Annotated in this window: 22 protein-coding genes; 11 read left to right on the top strand and 11 right to left on the bottom strand. The window is 43.0% G+C overall.

Annotated features, from left to right (window positions below):
• The first annotated feature begins 115 nt into the window (after positions 1 to 115).
• The 5 genes from JMX75_RS03550 (at position 116) to JMX75_RS03530 (ending at position 4,038) form a co-directional block, all read left to right on the top strand.
• Entirely contained in the window at positions 116 to 958 is an 843-nt protein-coding gene (locus JMX75_RS03550) for an undecaprenyl-diphosphate phosphatase (RefSeq protein ID WP_133105143.1), read from the top strand.
• A 65-nt stretch (positions 959 to 1,023) separates the two neighbouring features.
• On the top strand, positions 1,024 to 1,914 hold the full coding sequence (locus JMX75_RS03545) for a class I SAM-dependent methyltransferase (protein ID WP_201531064.1): 891 nt from the start codon (positions 1,024 to 1,026) through the stop codon (positions 1,912 to 1,914).
• A 40-nt stretch (positions 1,915 to 1,954) separates the two neighbouring features.
• Complete coding sequence (locus JMX75_RS03540; RefSeq protein WP_011514301.1) at positions 1,955 to 2,194, top strand: hypothetical protein; 240 nt, start codon at positions 1,955 to 1,957, stop codon at positions 2,192 to 2,194.
• Positions 2,195 to 2,447: 253 nt separating this feature from the next.
• Entirely contained in the window at positions 2,448 to 3,371 is a 924-nt protein-coding gene (gene ubiA, locus JMX75_RS03535) for a 4-hydroxybenzoate octaprenyltransferase (protein ID WP_201531062.1), read from the top strand.
• Positions 3,372 to 3,420: 49 nt separating this feature from the next.
• Positions 3,421 to 4,038, top strand: coding sequence for a DUF4112 domain-containing protein (locus JMX75_RS03530; protein ID WP_227673081.1), 618 nt, complete (start codon positions 3,421 to 3,423; stop codon positions 4,036 to 4,038).
• Positions 4,039 to 4,154: 116 nt separating this feature from the next.
• Here JMX75_RS03530 and JMX75_RS03525 read toward each other — a convergent pair whose 3' ends face one another.
• From JMX75_RS03525 to ispZ, 5 genes are all read right to left on the bottom strand, one after another.
• The gene (locus JMX75_RS03525) at positions 4,155 to 4,775 is read right to left on the bottom strand and encodes a hypothetical protein (RefSeq protein WP_227673080.1); all 621 of its coding nucleotides are present in this window, start codon (positions 4,773 to 4,775) and stop codon (positions 4,155 to 4,157) included.
• 59 nt (positions 4,776 to 4,834) lie between these two features.
• Entirely contained in the window at positions 4,835 to 6,928 is a 2,094-nt protein-coding gene (gene mnmC, locus JMX75_RS03520; RefSeq protein WP_201531057.1) for an FAD-dependent 5-carboxymethylaminomethyl-2-thiouridine(34) oxidoreductase MnmC, read from the bottom strand.
• Positions 6,929 to 7,027: 99 nt separating this feature from the next.
• A complete protein-coding gene (locus tag JMX75_RS03515; protein ID WP_201531055.1) occupies positions 7,028 to 7,522 on the bottom strand; it encodes a hypothetical protein in 495 nt (164 codons plus the stop codon).
• Positions 7,519 to 7,848, bottom strand: coding sequence for a YciI family protein (locus tag JMX75_RS03510; protein ID WP_201531054.1), 330 nt, complete (start codon positions 7,846 to 7,848; stop codon positions 7,519 to 7,521). The genes JMX75_RS03515 and JMX75_RS03510 overlap by 4 nt, the downstream gene beginning before the upstream one ends.
• A gap of 156 nt (positions 7,849 to 8,004) precedes the next feature.
• Complete coding sequence (gene ispZ / locus JMX75_RS03505) at positions 8,005 to 8,556, bottom strand: septation protein IspZ (protein WP_011514294.1); 552 nt, start codon at positions 8,554 to 8,556, stop codon at positions 8,005 to 8,007.
• 154 nt (positions 8,557 to 8,710) lie between these two features.
• Here ispZ and JMX75_RS03500 point away from each other — a divergent pair, with 154 nt between their 5' ends.
• Both JMX75_RS03500 and JMX75_RS03495 read left to right on the top strand, forming a co-directional pair.
• A complete protein-coding gene (locus JMX75_RS03500) occupies positions 8,711 to 9,592 on the top strand; it encodes a PHP domain-containing protein (protein WP_049751816.1) in 882 nt (293 codons plus the stop codon).
• A 166-nt stretch (positions 9,593 to 9,758) separates the two neighbouring features.
• Positions 9,759 to 11,279 (top strand): sensor domain-containing diguanylate cyclase, encoded by a 1,521-nt coding sequence (locus JMX75_RS03495; RefSeq protein ID WP_181209734.1) that lies wholly within the window; start codon positions 9,759 to 9,761, stop codon positions 11,277 to 11,279.
• Positions 11,280 to 11,330: 51 nt separating this feature from the next.
• Here JMX75_RS03495 and truD read toward each other — a convergent pair whose 3' ends face one another.
• Entirely contained in the window at positions 11,331 to 12,500 is a 1,170-nt protein-coding gene (gene truD / locus JMX75_RS03490) for a tRNA pseudouridine(13) synthase TruD (protein WP_201531052.1), read from the bottom strand.
• A gap of 171 nt (positions 12,501 to 12,671) precedes the next feature.
• Between truD and JMX75_RS03485 the strand changes: the two genes are divergently transcribed.
• Positions 12,672 to 14,312 carry an FAD-dependent oxidoreductase gene (locus JMX75_RS03485; protein WP_201531050.1) on the top strand — a complete coding sequence of 547 codons (1,641 nt, stop codon included), beginning with the start codon at positions 12,672 to 12,674 and terminating at the stop codon, positions 14,310 to 14,312.
• 233 nt (positions 14,313 to 14,545) lie between these two features.
• The gene (locus tag JMX75_RS03480; RefSeq protein WP_201531048.1) at positions 14,546 to 15,184 is read left to right on the top strand and encodes a GNAT family N-acetyltransferase; all 639 of its coding nucleotides are present in this window, start codon (positions 14,546 to 14,548) and stop codon (positions 15,182 to 15,184) included.
• A gap of 20 nt (positions 15,185 to 15,204) precedes the next feature.
• Here JMX75_RS03480 and JMX75_RS03475 read toward each other — a convergent pair whose 3' ends face one another.
• Positions 15,205 to 15,414, bottom strand: a complete 210-nt coding sequence (locus JMX75_RS03475) for a hypothetical protein (RefSeq protein WP_149409416.1) — start codon at positions 15,412 to 15,414, stop codon at positions 15,205 to 15,207.
• A 104-nt stretch (positions 15,415 to 15,518) separates the two neighbouring features.
• Here JMX75_RS03475 and JMX75_RS03470 point away from each other — a divergent pair, with 104 nt between their 5' ends.
• Positions 15,519 to 15,887: a hypothetical protein gene (locus JMX75_RS03470; RefSeq protein ID WP_227673078.1), complete on the top strand. Its 369-nt coding sequence runs from the start codon at positions 15,519 to 15,521 to the stop codon at positions 15,885 to 15,887.
• Positions 15,888 to 16,022: 135 nt separating this feature from the next.
• Here JMX75_RS03470 and gorA read toward each other — a convergent pair whose 3' ends face one another.
• The 3 genes from gorA to JMX75_RS03455 form a co-directional block, all read right to left on the bottom strand.
• Complete coding sequence (gorA, locus tag JMX75_RS03465) at positions 16,023 to 17,378, bottom strand: glutathione-disulfide reductase (protein WP_201531046.1); 1,356 nt, start codon at positions 17,376 to 17,378, stop codon at positions 16,023 to 16,025.
• An 82-nt stretch (positions 17,379 to 17,460) separates the two neighbouring features.
• Positions 17,461 to 17,913 carry a threonine/serine exporter family protein gene (locus tag JMX75_RS03460; RefSeq protein WP_201531044.1) on the bottom strand — a complete coding sequence of 151 codons (453 nt, stop codon included), beginning with the start codon at positions 17,911 to 17,913 and terminating at the stop codon, positions 17,461 to 17,463.
• Position 17,914: 1 nt separating this feature from the next.
• Positions 17,915 to 18,721: a threonine/serine ThrE exporter family protein gene (locus JMX75_RS03455; RefSeq protein ID WP_201531042.1), complete on the bottom strand. Its 807-nt coding sequence runs from the start codon at positions 18,719 to 18,721 to the stop codon at positions 17,915 to 17,917.
• A gap of 163 nt (positions 18,722 to 18,884) precedes the next feature.
• On the opposite strand from JMX75_RS03455, the gene JMX75_RS03450 reads away from it, so the two are divergent.
• Positions 18,885 to 19,166, top strand: a complete 282-nt coding sequence (locus tag JMX75_RS03450; protein WP_201531040.1) for a DUF503 domain-containing protein — start codon at positions 18,885 to 18,887, stop codon at positions 19,164 to 19,166.
• Positions 19,167 to 19,398: 232 nt separating this feature from the next.
• Here the strand turns inward: JMX75_RS03450 and JMX75_RS03445 are convergent, their stop codons facing one another.
• A complete protein-coding gene (locus JMX75_RS03445; RefSeq protein ID WP_201531038.1) occupies positions 19,399 to 20,691 on the bottom strand; it encodes a PD-(D/E)XK nuclease family protein in 1,293 nt (430 codons plus the stop codon).
• Positions 20,692 to 20,718 lie beyond the last annotated feature (27 nt).

Raw genomic sequence — 20,718 nt, 5'->3', positions numbered from 1 at the left:
TATATTCAGTGCTTATAAAGCTTTCAAGTGTCGCACGCGACAATAACAGTATTATGAATATAACAATATAAAACAAACGCCTTTATTGTTTTCGGGATTTCTTAGGAATAATTTTGTGGATATTATTTTATTAATTCAAGCTGTCATCATGGGTATCGTTGAAGGTATCACTGAATTTTTACCCATCTCTAGCACGGGATATTTAATTTTATCCGCTGATTTGATGGGTTTTTGGACCAAAGAAAAAGTCGATTTGTTTGTGGTGGTGGTGCAGTTTGGCGCTATTTTGGCGGTCATATATGACTATTGGGGCAGACTCTGGCAGGCACTGATGGGTTTGCTGACGGGTAAAGCAGAAGGCATGAGTAATCCTCGTCAGCTGGGACTTAGCCTAATTGTCGCTACTATTCCAGTGATGATTGTTGGTTTTACTTTTGCTGATGAGATTAAAGCCTATTTATTTAATCCTATTGTCGTTGCAATTATGCTGATTATCGGTGGTTTGCTGATCTTTTATGTTGAAAATCGCCCGAAAGCCATTATTGCAGAAGAAGCAGAAGACGTTAGCCTAAGAACAGCTTTGATGATAGGTTTGCTGCAATGTTTGGCATTGATACCCGGTACATCACGCTCAGGTGCGACGATTATTGGTGCACTGTGGCTTGGCGTCTCACGTAAAGCCTCCGCTGAATTTTCTTTCTTTTTGGGTATTCCGGTCATTATTGGTGCGGCTCTATTAGATTTTATTAAGCATCGTGACGTTTTGACCAGTAGCGAAGATTGGTTAGTGCTAGGCATTGGTACTGTCGTATCGTTTATCGTTGCCTTGCTTTGTATTCGCTTATTGGTCGCTTGGGTCAGTCGCCGTGACTTTAAAATCTTTGCATGGTTGCGTATTATCACTGGTGTGTTGGTTTTAATAGCCGCTTGGGGTTTTGGTTATCAAATGGCAGGCTAAGTTTGTTGGTGGAATGTTTTGATGGTAATTCATGCGCTTGTAAATACTAGAAAGGAATGGCAGTCATGACCAATTTGAAGCAAGTGCTGACTGCTGAAATGAGCTGCCAACTATTTTATGTTAATGAAACGCAGGCAAGTCAAGTCGAGAGCTTGCAGGCACTCATAGCTGAGCATAAGCTACCCATTATTTTGAATGCTGAACTGGTGACAGAGAAATTAAATCAAAAACGTCGCCAGCAGTTAAGTCAGATAGTTACCCAACCTATATTGCTGTTAGATGAAAAAGATAAACTTTCATGGTTGAGTGAGGGGTTAAGCGTTGCCCCCGAATGGGATAAACTGCAGCGGCGCGTAGTCAGTGCAGGGCGTAAGTCGGAGCTTTTATTGCAGGCAGCGAGATTGACCGCAGATAGTCAGGTCATAGATGCAACTGCTGGTTTTGGTCATGATAGTCTGATACTGGCGAGTACTGGTGCCCAAGTTACCATGCTTGAGCAGCAGCCATTGATGGCGTTATTGTTACTTGTAGAGCAGCTGCGTATGAGTACGCTGCCAAATTGGCAAAAGCTGATGTCACGTTTGCAGATTATTAATACCGATGCGCTCACTTATTTTGCAAGGTTTAATAACTATCTAGGGGCTGATAACGAGCAAGCCATTGATGTGATATATCTTGACCCTATGTTTCCAGAAGACAGTTATCAAGATAGCAAGACGGGGAAGGGCGCGAAAGTCGGTAAGCATATGCAAGCGTTGCATCAATTAGCGCATCCGCCAACGTTAGATGAAGAACAGCAATTACTACAATCTGCACAAGCCGCTATTAGTCAAAACAGTCAAAAACAAGGTCGCGTCATCGTTAAGCGTCCACAATTTGCGCCGTTACTTGCTCATCAACAGCCAAGTGAAAGCTGGAATAATGAAGCAGTACGTTTTGACGGTTATTTCGTTTAATAATATCAAATAAGACAGCTTATAAATTTAGGAGCAGGGAATGTCTGTATTAATCATTTGGGTGATGGGTGCGGCGCTATTGTTAATCAATATTATGCTGCGTACCAGAATCTTGCGCCTTGAAGCACGTCTAAAAGAGTTAAGTAATCCTAAAGAGCAATTGGCATTTTTACGCCAGCAAGCTGCACAAAAAGAGAAAGTTGCTGCGATTAAAGCCTTACGCAAGCAATATCCCGAGCTATCACTCATTGAAGCCAATAAGATGTGGCAACAAGTCTAGTGGCATTATTAGTATCAAAAAAAGTATAGTCGATTCAATTTAAAAAGAACACAGTACTGCTGGGATAAATTTTACGAAGCCTCTGGAGTGCGAAGCGCACGACAACCGAGAGAAATTTATCCCAGCATAATGCTATTTTAAACGTAACTCTTTTATATTGAACTCACTATAGCGTACGCCAAGTTCTATGTACTAAATTGCTATGTACTCAAATCATTATTTACTATTTTCTATCCATGATAATTAAAACGCCATGACATTTAACGACAAGCTACAAGCTTATATCCAGCTGACACGTTTTGATAAGCCAGTAGGTATTGAACTGCTACTATGGCCAACATTATGGGGTGTATTATTCGCTGCGATGGGGCAGGCGCAGCAACAAGGCGCAGGCATTACGGCAGGACTACCCAGTTTCAGACTCTTTGTGATTTTTGCCCTTGGAGCGATATTGATGCGGGCAGCAGGCTGTGCGATTAATGATTTTGCCGACCGTAAAGTCGATGGTCACGTAAGCCGTACTAAAGGTCGTCCGTTAGCTGATGGACGTCTGTCTGCTAAAGAGGCAATTGCAGTTTTTTTAGTATTAGTATTATTGAGTGCCAGTCTATTACTGTTTTTACCCATTCAAGTATTCTATTGGTCGTTTGGTGCCGTCATATTGGCGTTTATTTATCCATTTATGAAACGTTATACGCATTTGCCGCAAGTATTTTTGGCGGCGGCTTTCGGCTGGGCGATACCGATGGCATATGTCGCGATACAAGGCGCGCCTGATATCTGGTGTTGGTTGTTATTCCTTGCTTATATGTGTTGGACAGTTGCTTATGATACTCAATATGCAATGGCTGACCGAGAGGATGATATAAAGATAGGGGTTAAATCAACCGCGATATTATTTGGTCGTTATGATGTGATTATCATCTCGTTACTACAGATGTTGTTTTTAGTTATCATGGGCGCAGTCATGTGGCGTTATTTTGCGCCGACCAGTTTAGGTATTACACCAGTCTTTGGCTTGGCGTTAGTCGCGATGATGTTTGCTAAGCAAAATAGTGCGTGTGCCAGTCGTAATGCTTTAGCTTGTTTTAAAGCATTTTTAGCCAATATATGGGTAGGACGTTACGTTTTTGTTCTTATAGCCATCGCTTGTATCTGGACGACTTTTAATGGATAAGCTCAATAAATTTTCGAGACTAAAGGCTAAGAAATCATCTGCGCATAATATGCCTAAGAGTGATTATGAGGCAAGATTGGCTGAACATGGACTAACACGCCAGCAGGTCATCGAGACGGAGCGTAAATTGGCAAAGTTTGCCAACACCATGGATTCGCTCGTACGTGTGCCTTTTACCAAGCAAGGTATGGGCGCAGATGCTGCGCTTTCGACCATTCCGCTGGCAGGAGATTTAGCAGGTCTGGCATTAACAAGTTATGCATTTATATTGGGTCGTCAGCTCGGTGTACCCGCACATAAAATGACGCCCGCTGTCAGATTGGCACTGATTGATATGGTGGTTGGTATCGTACCGGGTATCGGGACGCTGCTTGACATCTTTATTCGTCCTAGTCGTAAGACCTTGGGCATCGTGCATGAGCATCTACAAAACGAGTATGGCATCACCGAAACCATCCATATGGATCGACCGTTTTTGCATCAATCACTTGAAGATAAGCAGCAAAGTCGTTTTGGCGCTTTTTGGCGCAATCCAATAGTTGCTTGGCTGTATCTGCATATTCCTGATATGTTGGGGCTCATTGTCATTGTCATTATCGGTTGGGGTTTGTGGTCATTGATGAGCTGGCTAGTGAGTCTGTTTGGTAAAACTACTGGATTTGGTTAAATAATAGAAAAATAGGTCAGTTAGGCAATAAAAAAGGCAGCAACGATATCAACGTTTGCAGCCTTTTTTATTGCCATTTCCACTAACTTTACGACATATTTTTATACTTATAAAGCTTACTCAGTAATCACTTCTGCATCGGCACTAATGGCATCAAAGCTTGTCATTTTATTATTTTGAATAAAATCTACTGTACCACCGCCAGCATGACTAACTAGCTGAACATTGCCATCGCTTGAGCGATAGGTAGGATTATTACCTTGACCCTCAGGCGCGCTCAAGGTCATTTTAGGTTTGTTCGGTAAGGTGATGATGGCATTAAGCATGCCCGCTGCTGAAGTCTCAAAAACGACTGATAATGATTCGCCCGAGGCACTTCGATATTTAACGTCAGTGATTTGCGCGCCTTTAATGGCTTGCTCTGGATTGGGCACTGGAGCAGGGTCAATGACTGAGGTATCCGTTGTGCCAAGATGATCCTCTAGCTCCGTTAAGTTCACATCTTGTTCTGGATTCACAGCAGACGCGTTGGCATTAATATCATCAGCAACATGGGGTACATTAATGTTGGAAGTCACAGGTGTCGTTTGAACTGCCAGTTCTGTGGCTGTTTCATTAGTGGTCTCAGGCTCTGGTGTTTTTTTGCAGGCAATCAACAGTGATAAGCTTAAAAAAATGGCAGATACAGCCTGAAAATATGGTTTTGATTTTATAAAGGTAGAGGGAAGAGTTTTCATAATAAGACAGCTATCCATTAGTGAGGGTCATAATTAGGCATATAGCTAAGGTACTGAACCTAAATTAATGATTGACGTGTTTTATGCTTATGCGCTTTATGTAGCCGCGCCCGATTGGGCGATAGGCGCGCCAACATAGCGGCAGATAAAGGTGTAAAACAACCTAACATCATATCTGCTAAGGCTTCGGCACATATAGGTGCAATCGCATAACCTTTTGCACCCATTGCTGACATGCTCCATAAACGCTGACTCTGTGCAAGTAATCCGACCAATGGATGATAATCCATCGTTTGAGTACGAATGCCAGCACGCGCATGCCATGTACTGATATCATTTGGCAAGACGCTGCTTAATTCAGGCATATCTTCAATCAACTTGTCATAATTTTGCTGATTTTCTTCATCTCGGACATCGATATTGGTATCACCATCGATAAAGCTTGCACCAAGTAAAAACTGTGGCTGATTTTTGCTAATATGGTTCAGTTCCGCATCACCACTCTGTCCAATAAATGGCGCACAGTAGCCACTGTATTTGAGCGGCAATTTAGGCAATTGAGTCAGTTGCTGCGCAGTTGGCGTAAACCAAGACAGTTGCCCGCGAATCGTACGGCACTTAACGATACGTTTATCCAATTGATGGCTTTCATAAGCCGCGCAAATCACAACATGGTCAGCTGTGATAGTCAAAGAGGCTTGGCTCGCATTTTTATCCTCTTTAGAACCTATCAAAATGATACTGTTCTCGGTTTCCTTAATATTAATAATATTGAGCTGCTGATAGGTGATATTGGGGTGCGCAAGAATAACAGTTTTCAAGGCTTGTGGATTGACCAAACCGGACTGTGGCAGATACAAGTTATGAGCTAAGTCTTTATCTTTTAAACCAATGATATCTTGTGCTTTTTCGGGGCTAACAGTGGTTGCCATAGCATCTGGATAATCTGAAATCTGCTCCGTACCAATATTAGTTTTCACCAATAAGTCTAATGTGCCGGTCTGCTCAAGTATCAGCGGCGATTTTTGGATAGCGGCCTGCTGATTAAAGTATCGATATAATCGACCACTGTATAAATAGCCAATAGAATGCAGATGCTCATAAACATGATGAATAGGCGTCATATTCGGGGCAAGTAAGGCGCGCGGATTACCAGATGCACCAGCCAGCGGTGCGTCTTTATCGAGCACTGTCACGCTTATACCACGATTGGCAAGTGACCATGCAGTCAGTAGTCCTGCCACACCAGCACCGATAACGACTGCATTATTAGGATAGTTGGACAAAGGCACCTTATTAGATAAGGTTGAAATAGGCTTATCTAAAGATGACATCTCGCTCATAACGGCCGTGAGCATCTCACGCTTAGACCCAAGCACTTTGCTCTTTTTAATGACAAAACCCTGCGACTGTAATCCACGTTTGATGATACCTGCAAAGCTATAGGTAGCAGCAGTCGTGCCAGCACGTGATAAGCGTTGCATGTGGCTAAAGATACGCTCTGTCCATAAGATCTCATTGCAAGAAGGCGCAAACCCATCTAGAAACCAGGCATTGATGTACGGACGCTGAGTAGCTACTGTACTATCTAAACTTGCTAAGCTATCACTAGCATCACCTAGCCAAATATCAAGGGTTAAATTATCATCAATAAAATCTAGCCGATGACAACCAGCGATAAGAGGAGGATAACTGGTTAAAAGTTGCTCAATCAACAGTGCCAGTTCAGGTGTACGTTGTCCCAGTGGGGCAAGTATCTTTGCTAAGTCATTAAAGGGGACGGGATGTTTTTCGGTAGTAATAAAGTGCAAACGGGCGCTTGCTAAGTGCGGATGTGTTAATCGAAGCTGTCGCCACAACTGCCAAGTCGCGAGTAAATTAAGTCCTGTACCAAAACCTAGTTCGTAGATCGTAAAGCATTGCTTAGGAATAAGGTTTGCCAATCGCGTGGGCAGCTGATTATGTGCCAAAAACACATGGTGAGATTCTGCTAAACCATCTGCTTGCGAAAAATAGGCATCGCCAAACTCACCTGATACTGGCACTTCATTACCAGCGTCATCAGTTTGCCACTCAATGTTGGCTGGAGAGATAACATGTGCCGGTGTCGTGCTTTTGGTTGTATTAATAGCCATAGAAGCTGGTTTGGGCATAATTATTTATCAACCCCACAGTGGTCAAGCAAGTAGGAAGTGGCGCATCAAATCGGTAGACATCAATCCAATAGATGATTTCAATCGATAAAAATGCAACTACCAGCGTTCACGGCGAACAAATACCAGCCATGAGATGAAAATACCGACCAATAGGCTAAGCAAAACAGTAAGTGCACCATATAAAAATAATTGACCTTGACTTTCATAAACCAAGACGTTTGCTTGCGTCTGCAAATCATTGACTTGGCGTTGCAGCTGGGCATTACGGCTTAGTAATTCTTGGTTGGCAGCCGATAAAGCTTTATTTGATGGTTGCAGCTGTGCCGCCAAGGTATCGTTAATATCGGTAGCAGGCTTTGCTGCGGTAGCCATTTCTATGACCGGAGCAGTTGTTTGAAGGTCGCTCGATTGAGGAGCGTTGTTAGCTGCAATCAGTGCTGGCACAATCCCTGCTGCGGGCTCGGTTTGAGTAGTCAGTGTTGGCGCTGCATGTACTGATATTGACAGGGAAGTAATGGATACTATGCCCGCAAAAACAGTACTTGCAAGACCAGTTTTACATCTTTTTAATGAGAGTAACCGCTGAATCACGATGATGCTACCTCATTTGTTGTGCTGACATTCACTGCTGGTAACGCTTGAATAAATGGCTTGATGTCGACATGACTGTAAACACCGTCACGCAAATACGGCTCAGTGCTTGCCCATTTTTGAGCCGCCTCAAGCGAGTCAAAATCCGCGATAATCAGGCTGCCTGACATCTCGCTTTTCCCGTGCTCGATAGGGGTTGGTCCTGCGATAATCAAGCGCTGCTCACGATTCAATACTTGTAAGCGCTCAACGTGCTCTGGGCGTGTCAGCTGACGTTGCGCGCTACTGCCTGCTACGTCATGACCGATAATGGCGAATAAAGACATGTTGCTTCCCCAATTAATAATAAAAATAGAGCGTTAGAATCAATAACTATCATGCGTCATTTTGTCTTATCAGACTTTGTAAAGCATGATAGTTATCATTGGCATTCAGAGATAAAAAAATATCTACTATTAAGTTATCAGCTGCTATTTAACTTTTTATTTAGCAGACTTATCCGTCAATGCAGGGTTTAGATGCTTTTTCAATAACAAAAACTGAGCAACTACGAATACCAGCATCAGCGGAATCCAGCCATAAGTTTTAAAGTTAATCCAAGCTTCATCTGACATGGTAAATGCCGTGATATAATGTAGGACAGCCATCATCGCAAAAAACAATGCCCAAGCAATGGTCAGTTTTTTCCAACCACTCATCGTGAGCGAAAAAACATCTTTCATTGCCAATTGCATCAAAGGTTTATTGATTGCGGCACTGACCAACAGCGTTAGCGCAAAAATACCGTTAATAATCGGTGATTTCCAGCGCAAGTAAATATCGTCACGCAACAGCAGGGTACCACCGCAAAAAACGATAGTTAACAATAAGACGACCCATTGCTGTTTGTCGAACTTGCCCTTTTGACGCACAAAGTGAATCGCATAGACGATGATAGTAGCAACGAGCAATGCGCCAGCTGCTGCCAAAATACCATTGTAACGAGCAGCAATAAAAAACGCGATCAAAGGAATGAAGTCTAATAAGGCTTTCATAGCAAATAAAATGTCCAACTAAAACGTATGCGCTAGTTTACACGTCTACTGCGTCAAAAAAAAGCAATCAACACTATAATCCTCTGATATGAGCTGCTTTGACAATTTTAACCTTATTTTACTCAAGAATATTCAAAACTCTAAGGCTTGCTTTATGAAAATCGATTTACATTGTCATAGTACCTGCTCTGATGGCACTTATGCGCCGGCAGAAGTGGTACAGCGCGCCCATACGGCTGGCATTAATGTATTGGCCTTAACCGATCATGATACCTTGCTAGGTATCGATGAGGCACGCGCCGCGGCGGAAGCTTGCAATATACAACTAATCAATGGCGTAGAAATCAGCTGTGAGCATACTTTGAGCGGCGGCTACGGTAAAAATAAATCTACCAATAAAATTATTCATGTACTTGGTCTTGATTTTACCGACCGCGAGAAAATGCACGCCACCCTACAACAGTTGCAAGACAGCCGCGCGACTCGTGGTCAACGTATTACAGAAAAACTCAGTAAGCTGCTTGGTATCGATTATGATGAGCTGTGGCAAGCTGTTCTTGCTAAAGCTAGTGGCAACCCGCAAGCAGTTGGGCGCGCCCATATCGGACAAGTGTTATTTGAACGTGGTGAAGTAAAGACGGTACAAAAAGCCTTTGATAAGTATTTGGCAGACAATAAACCTGCTTATGTGGCGATCGAGGCGCTGACAATGCAGCGCGGCATTGAGCTGATACAGGAATGTGGTGGCAAAGCGGTGTTGGCACATCCAACGAGGTATCAGCTGTCAGCGACGCGCGTCCGTAAGCTTATCGAAGAATTTGCGCAGCTTGGTGGTGATGCTTGTGAGTTACCTGCCAATAGCGAGCCTGTCAGTACGCGTAAAATGGTTGACCGTAGTATTGCTGAGCACAAGCTTGCTGCATCGATAGGTAGTGACTTTCATGGGAGCAATATGCCATGGCGACGCTTGGGCGATGTCCCCAACATGCATCCCGAACAGCAAGGTATCTGGCAATCTTTTGCGGCTTTATCTTAAATAGAAAACAGCTGCACTTATTGACCGATGAATCAATTAAACGGATTGATAAATAGATCAAAAATTGCCACACTCAATGATAAGTTCAGATTTAGTATCAATCATGACACCGGATGGATTGCTCTGGTTTTAACTCAATCACTTTCATTGTTTTCGGTAGCCCATTATGGCTTTTTCGATATCTCATCTAGGCTATAGAAAACTCTCGCGAGTCATTTTTGAGTGGCAGGCTGCTGATAGAGCGTTGCTGCTAGCATTGTTTGTGTTGATGGAAATTACCTTACATTGGATCTGGTGCTTGTATGTTTGGTCTCGTAGAGAGACCTATGGCTCCTATGTTGACATGGCGCTGTTGTATCCTTTATGGATTGGCATTACGCTGCTCGGACTCTTCTTTTTATGGATGATCAGTCGCTCATCGCCTATCAAAACCGGTCACGGCTCGCTACATACGTGGCAAGCGGTATTAACCACGCTTTATAGTACTTATATTGCGGTGGTTATTTTGGTAATGGGGCATAGCAGCTTGGTGGCTGGGGTGTCGCTGGTGGGCGGGGCGATGCTGGGTATGATGCTTATACGGCGACGTTATGTATGGAAGGCTTTTTTGGCTCATAGTATGCTGATTTTTTCGGCTACATTAATTCCCTATTTCGGCTTTACGATTCCTAACCTACAACAAATGACAGCGACCTCTTTTCCCTTGGATAGCTATAACTATTTGACCTATAGCGAGACCACGGCTATCGAAAATGCCATCTCTGCGTCCATATTTCAAAATGGGACACTTAGCTGGGATACGTTTAATCAACTGCGTTTTTCTTCCGCGTTTTTTTGGCGCAGCACGCATATTTATATGTCGCTGCCAAAAGCGATTTTTATCATCTATATGTTTCGTACGCTGTTGTTGATATTGGATAACAGTAAAGCTGAGATTATGCAATATGCCAATCATGACGAATTGACTCAGCTGAAAAGTCGCCGTTATGGCTTAACGCAAATGCAGCAGGCGCTTTTGGCAATGGGAGATCAGCAGGATTTCAGTATTATATTATTAGACTTAGATTGGTTCAAAAACATTAATGACAATTATGGTCATGATGTTGGCGATCAAGTATTGTCTGAGGTTGCACAAACCTTATTGAATTCATTGACAGAAGAGGCGATTGTGAGTCGGTATGGTGGAGAAGAGTTTTTAATCGTGCTCCCAGATACCTCGCATGATAGCGTCATGACGATTGCTAAACAGCTGCGACGAGATATTGCTGAGCAAGTCATCAGTGGCGACAACCATACAGATTTTAATGTTACGGCAAGTTTAGGGGTTTATACCTTGACGCATGCTGAGCGTATTCATATTCAAAGTGAATATAGGGCTGATGAGGCAAAAGAGAATGTACAGTCGCCAAATAATTCAAAAAAAGATCGTTCATCTGTTAAAGGGTTGCAAAAAAGTAGCCCAATACAAAACAGCTCGCAACGAAGAATTGCTCACAGAAGAAAACGAGTCGCCACAGAAATCGCGAAGGCGCAATTACCCATCGACATTTGCCAGCGCTTGATTTGTATCGCTGATAAAGCACTATACGAAGCCAAGGATCGCGGACGTAATCAAGTCGTTAGTGCCAACGAAGTACTAGCAGCAGAAAATAGCACGGTTATCTCATTTTATACCGCTAGCAAATAAATCAGTACTTTAACCTTTTAGGTCCTTAACCGGTTATGACATAGATAATATCTAGGTATTTAATGCTTGTACCAAACTTGCTAATACGCTGGTCGCAAAGCTACCGGTCGTCAAAGTAAAGTTTAAGATCATTATCTGACCACCTTCTGTATCCTGCCATTCCCAACTTAATGCTTCAATAGGTAATCGCAGTGCTCGCCTTTGCGCCTTGATATCACGCTGCTCTAGACCTGTGGCTAGCTGTGTTAACAATGGACTATGCGCTACGATATCAGTTTCCATGGCTGCCGCTTTGCCGCTGACCTTCTCATTACCTGTGCCCCACAGCACGGCGGTCGGATGGATATCGCCTGATTCAAGACGGGCTCGTAAGGTATCGTCTATCTCGTCGCTTGCGAATATCGAGCCTGAGCCATCTAGATTAAATACTTCGCCTGCAAGTCCGTGGTTCCAACTGCCATCACGGACACGTGCTGCCAATATCTCATTAAATATCAAACTGCGTGCCGCCGACAGCTCCATGGTATTTTGCTCACGAGGCACGCGTTTACGTTTGCCTTTATTAGACGGCGGACAGGCCTCAGGTACAGGACGCGCAAACAATGACAATGCCTCTCTAATATTGTTGCCACTGCGACCAAAGCGCTGCGGCCCAAAATAATTGGGCACGCCACTTTGACTAATAATCACTAAGTGCTGCTCGACGGCTTGCTTGGCAGACAATAGCTGTTCAGGTGATGGTGTATCAAAGCCTACAAATTCAATATCACGCAAGGTAATAATAAATTGATTGGCGCGGTGCGTGCCGCGATTGAGCTTTTTATTGTGCCACTGCTGCTCAAGGATGGTGATTGACTCATTAGCACCGATATCTACGGGCGCAAACTCAGAGTCTGGTAATTGCTTCTTTGGTATGCGCAAGCTAAACCACTGCGTTGTTAGCGCATGACGGTCTTTCAGTCCTGAGAAACCAACATCCCGTAATGGAATCTCCGCCCATTCAGACAATAATTTGGCAAGATACGCCGTGTTCATCCCTGACTTTTGGATATGTAGCCAGAGATGCTCACCCTCACCGGTGAACTCTAATGGTAGCAACTCGTTAACAATAAAATCCGTGGTATGAGCCTTGTAAGTAGCATGCTTTAACAGCGGCTGTATCGGCTGCGGTAAATTGGCAGTATCAGTAGCAGCGGTAATATCATGGTCTTGAACAGTCATAAGATAGTCTTTTACGTTTTATAGAACATTAATAGGGATTAAAAAAGCAGTCATTACGTTTTGCAACGTGGTCAATATACAAAAGAACAGCATAAGTGAAGGAGGCTTGCTACTATCGATAATTCTCGACACGCTTTAAACAGGAACCATTATAACCGTTAAGGATGACTTATGAGTAAGGCAGCTACTATAAATACAGTCACTATAAACAAAGCTGATATTGTCAGCGGCGGCATGAAATCGTATAAGCAAGATGACGATAGTATCATTTTAATTACCCGTGACGACAGCACGTTTCGTGCTTTTGATGGCAAATGTCCGCATGCTGGAGCAGATTTGGGTACAGGTTTGCGTTGTGGTAATCGCGTGATTTGTCCTTGGCATCATGCAACTTTTGATAGCAGCGACGGCGCATTACTGGAGCCAATCGCGACAACAGGCTTGACTCAATATCAAATCATAGATAATGGCGACAGCCTAACGGTTGATACCTCAGCCAAGATAGATAAGCAGGTTGAAAATGATAAGCTGACTGATACTCATACTATTATCGTTGGCGGCGGCGGTGCAGGTTTTATGACTGCCCATCAGTTGCGCAATACTGGCTACGGCGGCAAGATTACCTTGGTGAGTGCCGAGGACAAAGCCCCTTATAATCGTCCTTTATTATCCAAGGCTTTTTTGGCCAGTAATATGCCAGAAGAAAAGCTATTACTGGGCGGTACAGATTGGGCGAGTAAACATGATATTGAACTGCGCTTAAACCAAACGGTCAGTGAAGTGTTGCTCAATGAGCGTAGCATTGTAATGACAGATGAAAAGGGTGATAGCAACAAGCTAACAGCGGAATTTTTAGTTGTGGCAACTGGCGCTGAGCCCAAGATTCCACCTATTAAAGGGGCAACGCTTGATGGTGTCTATACCTTGCGTAGTATGGATGATGCCAAATTAATCAAAGCCGCCAGTCATGATCAGCGTGTAGTCATCGTCGGTACGGGCTTTATCGGTATGGAAGTTGCGTCAGCATTGGCGCAATCGGGTACTACTGCTTCTATTACTGTTATCGGTCAAGACCATCGCGTGATGGGCAATATCGTCTCCGAAACGGTTAGCAATGCGCTGATTAAATTGCACAAAGAAAATGGTGTTGAATTCGTGTTTGATGCCAGTGTCTCTGAAATCACTGCAGCGAAAAATACTACTGACAATAACGAAGATAACTTCTCACAAGTGTCTGGCGTCAAATTAGCCAATGGTGAGCAAATCGATGCTGATATCGTCATTTTAGGAACAGGTGTCGCACCGCGTATCGAGTTATTACAGAATACAAATCATCCAGATGGCGTACAAGTCGATGAGCATTTACAACTGCGCGATGACGTCTATGCGTTGGGGGATATTGCCAAAGCGCCCAGTCAACTGGGGCGTATGCGTATTGAGCACTGGCGGGTTGCATTGCAACATGGCATGGTGACGGCAGCCGCGATATTAAAGGACGATAACGTCAAATCGCTTCAGGAGCGTATCCCTTTCTTTTGGACGATGCAATATGGCAAAAGTTTGCGTTATAGTGGACATGCTGCGACGCCAGATCATGGCATTCTAATGGGTTCAGCAGATAGTTTTAACTATATAGAATACTACTTCGATGACGAGGATGAAAACACGCGTGCCAGTGCAGCAAGCTCGCTTGGACGTGATAAAGAGCTGGTAGCATTCTCTGAGTTATTACGCCAAGGTCATGCACCAACGCGGGCACAGATTAACGCAGGGTTTGATATCATCGAGCAAGCGCAGGCGTTATCGCGCTAGTAATGAAAACGGATAAATATTACTATTAAAGCTGAGCTATTTATTTAGGTCAGCTTTTTAATCTAGGATAGATATCACATAAAAATCTCACGTATTTTATCAATACATGAGGCAGATAGAAATTTTCTTGCGTGCTGTGCCTCCGCAGACAGAGGCGGCAAAAATTTCTATCAGCTTCTTTATGAGCTTTTTGTAATGAACTGAATATACGGATAATAAAAGGACAAAATAATATGAATGAAAACCAAACTAATAACGACAATATTAATAACGACAATGCCAATAAAGACAGCGTTTTCTTACGTCAAGCAGAAGCTAGTGATATCGACGCACTTGAGCAGCTATTGAATCGTTGTTATCGGCAGACAGAAGGCTGGACCAACGAAGCAGACTTAATCGGTGGTATTCGTATCACTCAAGATGAGCTGGCTAGTACCATCGCCAATCCAAAACATTATCTTTTCGTTTATCCAAAAACCATAACAGGTGAGCGTGATGGAGAAGAAACGGGTGAGCTGTTAGGATGTATCGGAGTAGATATGCAAGTTAATGCTGCTGGTGATAAAAAAGCCTATATCGGCATGTTTGCCGTCCATCCTGAGCTACAAGGGCAGGGCGTTGGTAATGTGATTTTGCAAGCAGCTGAGACATTTGCAGGTCGTCATCTACAACCAGGTGAGCAAGCTTCTGATAAAAAACAGGCTCGTTTGACCATGTCTATTTTAAGCCATCGTCCTGAGCTATTGTCTTATTATCAGCGCCGCGGTTATCAGCTAAATGGCAATAAAATGCCGTTTCCAAATGATGGTAATAATGGCGAGCCAAAGCGTCAGGATTTGGAATTATTAGAATTAGAAAAACCAGTCAGTTAAAAAATATGTAAAGGCTAATATTATCGACCCCAAAAGTATTTGAAAGTCATAAACAGTCCTATACTCAGCAGTAAAAATGCCACCACAATTAAGCGCTTAAACCAGTTAAATGCTGGTAAGCGTGTGGCATTGTCATTAGAGGTGATATAGGCAAATAAAAATATCAAACTGACAACCAAGGTTAAAATGCCAAGCCCAATCGGTAATATAAAAAAATACGCCTGCCACATGAGTATCTCGCAACCATCATTATTAAGCACATCATAGCAGCATCCCGATTGTACTGTCTGACTTATCCGCACCTTAAATTTTATAAACATATCAGGACGACGACGTGAGAAATTTCAAAAAATCGGTATTCATTATGGTATTCACGCCGTTTTTTACCGCGTGTTCTAATGCGCCTCCTGAAAATACGGTTGAAGGGCTGATCGAAGCGCAATATGAGCAAACTACCAAGATAGTAGAGGACGCAAAGGCTAACGCAGGCAATGATAAGATGGCAAAAGCCATGAGCGGCATGATGGAGACCATGATGCCAAAGCTTGAGCGCATTGAGAATATCGACTGCGATGCCATTGATGGTGAAAATGCCTATCTCTGTAGCGCTGATGTCACCCAAACGATAGCGGGTAATAGCCAAACCAACAAGACGGGATTTAAAGTTTATCTAGTCAATGATAAGTGGGTATTGGGTAATTAGAGGCTTTGATACTTTTTAATAAATAAGGGCTAATAAATAAGCACTTCTATTGGTTGCTGATAATAAAAAGGATACCCAAACGGTATCCTTTTTATATAATAGATAAGACTATTACTAATATTACCTAGTCCATTGCTAACGCATCGTCACAAACTCTTCTGAGCCAGTTGGATGAATGGCAACGGTATTATCAAAGTCAGCTTTGGTTGCGCCCATTTTGATCGCTACCGCAAAGCCTTGAATCATCTCATCCACGCCAAAGCCGATACCGTGCAAGCCAATGACTTTTTCTTCCTCGCCTAAACATATCAGCTTCATCGTAGACTTTTGGCGATGCTGAGTCACCGCACTATACATATCCGTAAAGGTGGAGGTATAGCATTTGATATTGTCTTTACCAAATTGATTTACGGCATCGATTTCAGACAAACCAATGGTGCCAATAGGAGGGTGGGTAAAGATAACTGTCGGTATCAGCTCATAGTTTAGATGCTCATCAGGTTTGTTATTAAATAAGCGCTCTGACAAGCGACGACCTGCTGCGATAGCCACTGGTGTCAAATCAACACTGTTTTCGATAATATCGCCTACCGCATAGATACCGTCGACATTAGTGTTTTGGAACTTATCGACTTTAATTTTGCCGCTATCGGTAGTCGCAACGCCCGTCACTTGTAAATTAATACCGTCAGTAGAAGGCGCGCGACCGATCGCCCAAATCAAGCAGTCTACGGTATCAAGAGCACCATCTGTGGTACACAAAGTCAGGCTACCATCGTCATTTTTAACAACTTCGGTGAGCGTGGTATTAGTATGCAATTGAATGCCGTCTTGCTCCATCTCTATCAGCAAAGTCTCCACAATGGTGTGATCAAACGAGCGCAGCGGCGAGTGCTGACGGACATACAAGTGTACCTCAGCGCCGAGACTATTCATCACACCAGCGATCTCAACGGCGATATATCCCGCTCCAACGATAGCGACCCGTTTTGGCAAATGATTCAAGGCAAAAAAACCATCAGAATCGATGCCATGTTTTGCGCCTTTGATATTTGGCTTGATAGGATGACCGCCTGTAGCAATCAACATATGGTCAGCGGTAATAAGCTCGCCATTCACTTCTACGGTATGATTATCAACAAATTTGGCAAAGCCTTTTATCACTTCAACACCGTTTTTTGCCAAGTTATTGTCATAAGCGCGATGAATGTTTTGAATATATTGTTGACGGCTCTGTACCAGTTTTTGAAAGTCAAAGCCTTTTAGCTCAACGTCAAAGCCATAATCTGGCGCATACTTATGAATGGCTCCAGCAACTTGTGCGCCATACCACATCACTTTTTTGGGTACGCAGCCCAAGTTCACGCAGGTGCCGCCCAATTGGTTGGCTTCGATAATGGCGCATTTTTTACCATAGCTTGCTGCGCGGTTGATTGAGGCAATACCGCCGCTACCGCCACCAATGGCGATATAGTCATAGTGTTTGGTCATATTGAGTCTCTTTATTAAGGGGTTATTAATGTAATTTGGCACGTTAATTGAAAACAGTGCCTAGCTAAAAACAGTCCACCATCTATACGATGGGACGACGTCTATAGAATAATAGTCCAGGAATGGACAAGCCCAGCACCAATCCTGAAGTTACAAATAACGCTTCAAACAAATACACCATCATTTGGCTAAATAACTCGTCGGAAAAGCCAAAATAGCCAATCTGTACCATACTGACCATTGCTTTATAAGCAGCGATACCTGGCATCATACAGATGACACTTGGCGAAATTAATGCTTTGGGCGGTAGGGTGTACTTTTTAGAAAAATACACCCCCAAAAAGCTGGCAAGCATCGCCCCAAAAAAGCTGGCAACCACGATATGTACATGTTCATAAACGAGAGCCGTCTTTAGCCCGAATCCAAACGCGGTCATCAGCAAACAAGGCAAAATATAACGTTTGGGAACGCTAAACATCAGCGTCCAACCAAGGGTGATGATACACGACAGCACCACGGTTTCAATGAACCACATGTCAAAACCCCCAGTGCTGTATGCGAAGTAAGCCCAGCGCCATTACGATACCAACGCACGCGGACAAAGTCAGCATATAGGTAAAAACGGCACGTCCAATCCCAATATTGACATAGCCTTTTAGGATATCTGAGAAAGAATTGATTAACGGGAAGCTTGGCACCAGTAAGAGCACGCTTGAGGCAACGGCAATATCGGCATTATTACCAATATCAAAGTAATAGGTAGTCGACCCAATTAAAGAGGCAATAAAAGCGGTCACGATGACCGCTATAAAGGGATTAAAATGGTGCTTGGACAGGTAGATACGAGTGAGCATCGCCACCATACCCGCGATAAAGGTTACGGCGGTAATTGACCAACTGCCGCCGTTTAGATAAGCAAATGCAGCACAAGATGCGCCAACAAACACAGCCACTAGCCACGTCGGGTAAACGGTCTTATCTAATTCATCAAAGGCAAGGGTGGCGCGTTCAGTCAGCGCAGGCTTCAGTTTGTCATTATCATTATCTGTGGCGGCTTCGGTTTTATTGACAATTTGCTGGATTTGTACCAATAAATTGACATTAATGCTCTGATTGATTGTATCTCTGGTGGTGGTGATACAGCGCTCATCGCAGATAGTGGTCAAGGTAATGGCATTAAAATTCAGCGAACATTCTACACTGTTCATGCCCAAGGCAAGCCCTAAGCGTTTGGATAAGTCCACCACCACGGCAGACTCAGCACCATATTGCATAAGGAGTAGTCCGCAGCGCACGCATAGTCGAGTAATGTGCTGTTGCTGTACGTAGCTGATAGAGGTCATTGATTAGATACGCATATTGGCTATTATGATTTTTATGAATGCTATAACTATAAATAGTGTGAGCGGTTATAGGCTATCGATACGGCAAGGTAACGATAGCATAACTTGCCGTGCTTATTTGCTACTATTATAAAGCGTAAACCACTGTCGCAAGGAGAATAAAATGCATATCGCTATCTTAACCCTGACTTTTGCGCTACCCGGCTGTAGCTCGTTAAAAGAAAAACGCCAACGCATGGGCGGATTGCATGCGCGCTTTGGCAGTACGCCAAGCGTCGCGGTATGTGAGAGCGGCGAGCGTGATCGGCATGATGCCAGCGAGTGGACGTTTGTGATAGTCGGGCTGTCTAAACGTGAGGTTGAGTCGCAATGCAGTCAAATTGAGGAGAAGCTAGAGCGGACAGTAGATGCAAGAGTGATGAATGTTGAGAGGGAGTTTGTTTAGTTAGAGCTCTTTTATTACTGGGAGCCAATCCCGCTTTCCGCTCATATCTTGGTTGCCCACTAGAGCAGTGACTAATAGCCAGTAGCGTGCCTGTTGCCTCGATACCACTCCTAGCTAAGTCACCGCTATCTAGTGGTCAACCAAGGATAACCGCTACAATCGGGGCTAAACAGCGCCTCAAGGCGACTATTTATAATTAAACACGATAATGTTTAACAAGACAGCGTCACACTTACTGGACATCGATATTCTTCACATCATTGATTAGCTGAATAATATCATCAGCTGTTTCGGCCACCCACTCTTCGCGACTCTTCTCATTGATAATATCGAAAAAATTATCGTTGGGGTTTTTGAAATTGACTGGGCGTTGCGGGTAAAGTTGCCCACCTAAATTTTTCGTTTTATCAGGATATTTCCAGTTCCCACGCAATGCTTCAACCCTTATTTTAAAGTTTTTCATACTGATCGGACACTTTGGCAGACGTGCATCCTCTTCATTTGTTAGCGTAATGCTGTAATATAAACGGTGATTTAACTCAATATAACAATAAACTCCTACGTTATCTTTTTCGGTTATTCTATAGCAAAGTCCGTACGTCTTAGCTTTGCCTTTCGTACCACCACCTGAGAAGTACTGCTTTACTGCTTTTTCTTGGCTATAAGGTAAAAGCTGATTATCACAAAAAGTAAACTCTATATTTTTCTCGCTAAAATAAGCCAATAAACTATTCCAGATCTCATTCTGAATATGCTGTTGAAACGTTTCAAAGTTCTGGCTAAGGTTGTGAGCTGTTTTAAAGTTATTGTCATTTGCCAGAAAGTCTACATACTCTTGTTTCATTTTTGCATTCCTTGTTTGACCTGTAATTCTAGCAACGGTATTGATGTACTGCTCAATAGTCTGTTCTATATGCGGATAATCTACTACCTTTGCCTTACAGAGTTTTAAAAAGTTAAAAACATCTTCTTTATAGCTAATCACGCCATAGTCTTCATTACTAATATCTCCCTGTCCATAGGGCGACACATCATCCCCAAAACGATTTAAATATACTATGTAAATATTTTTATAGTCATAGCCCAATTCTTGGCAAGCTTTATAATATTTAGCCAGTTGACCTTTTTGATCAAAAGCATAAATCTTGTTTTCGATAACAATAACGTTGTTTTTGTTTTTGAGAATGATATCCGCTCTACCATGATCTGAATTACGAAAACTATATTCAATTTCACAACTGTAGTCATCTTTAGGGCTTAATTTTTCTCGATTCCATTCTTGTGTTGCTATGGCATTATTTAATACGGTTTCAATGAATAATTGTTGAAAGTCTGCTATTTTATGACTAGCATTTCTATTGAGTAATTCGGCAAGGAAACGAGAGTGCAAACCAACTTCTTCGCCTGTCTTACGCAAGATTGTAAATATATTAAAATCTTGTTTTGTATCATTGTGATTCTTTAGAGAGGCTTGTTCCTTATTCTGTAAATTTGAAAAATTTTGTTTAAAATTATTGTTGAGCATAACCATTTTCCTAGTGATTTTAATTTA

Origin of the sequence: Psychrobacter sp. LFX-11D (assembly GCF_904846475.1) — a bacterium.
Lineage (GTDB): Bacteria > Pseudomonadota > Gammaproteobacteria > Pseudomonadales > Moraxellaceae > Psychrobacter > Psychrobacter cryohalolentis.
This window is presented reverse-complemented; position numbering and strand designations above follow the sequence as displayed.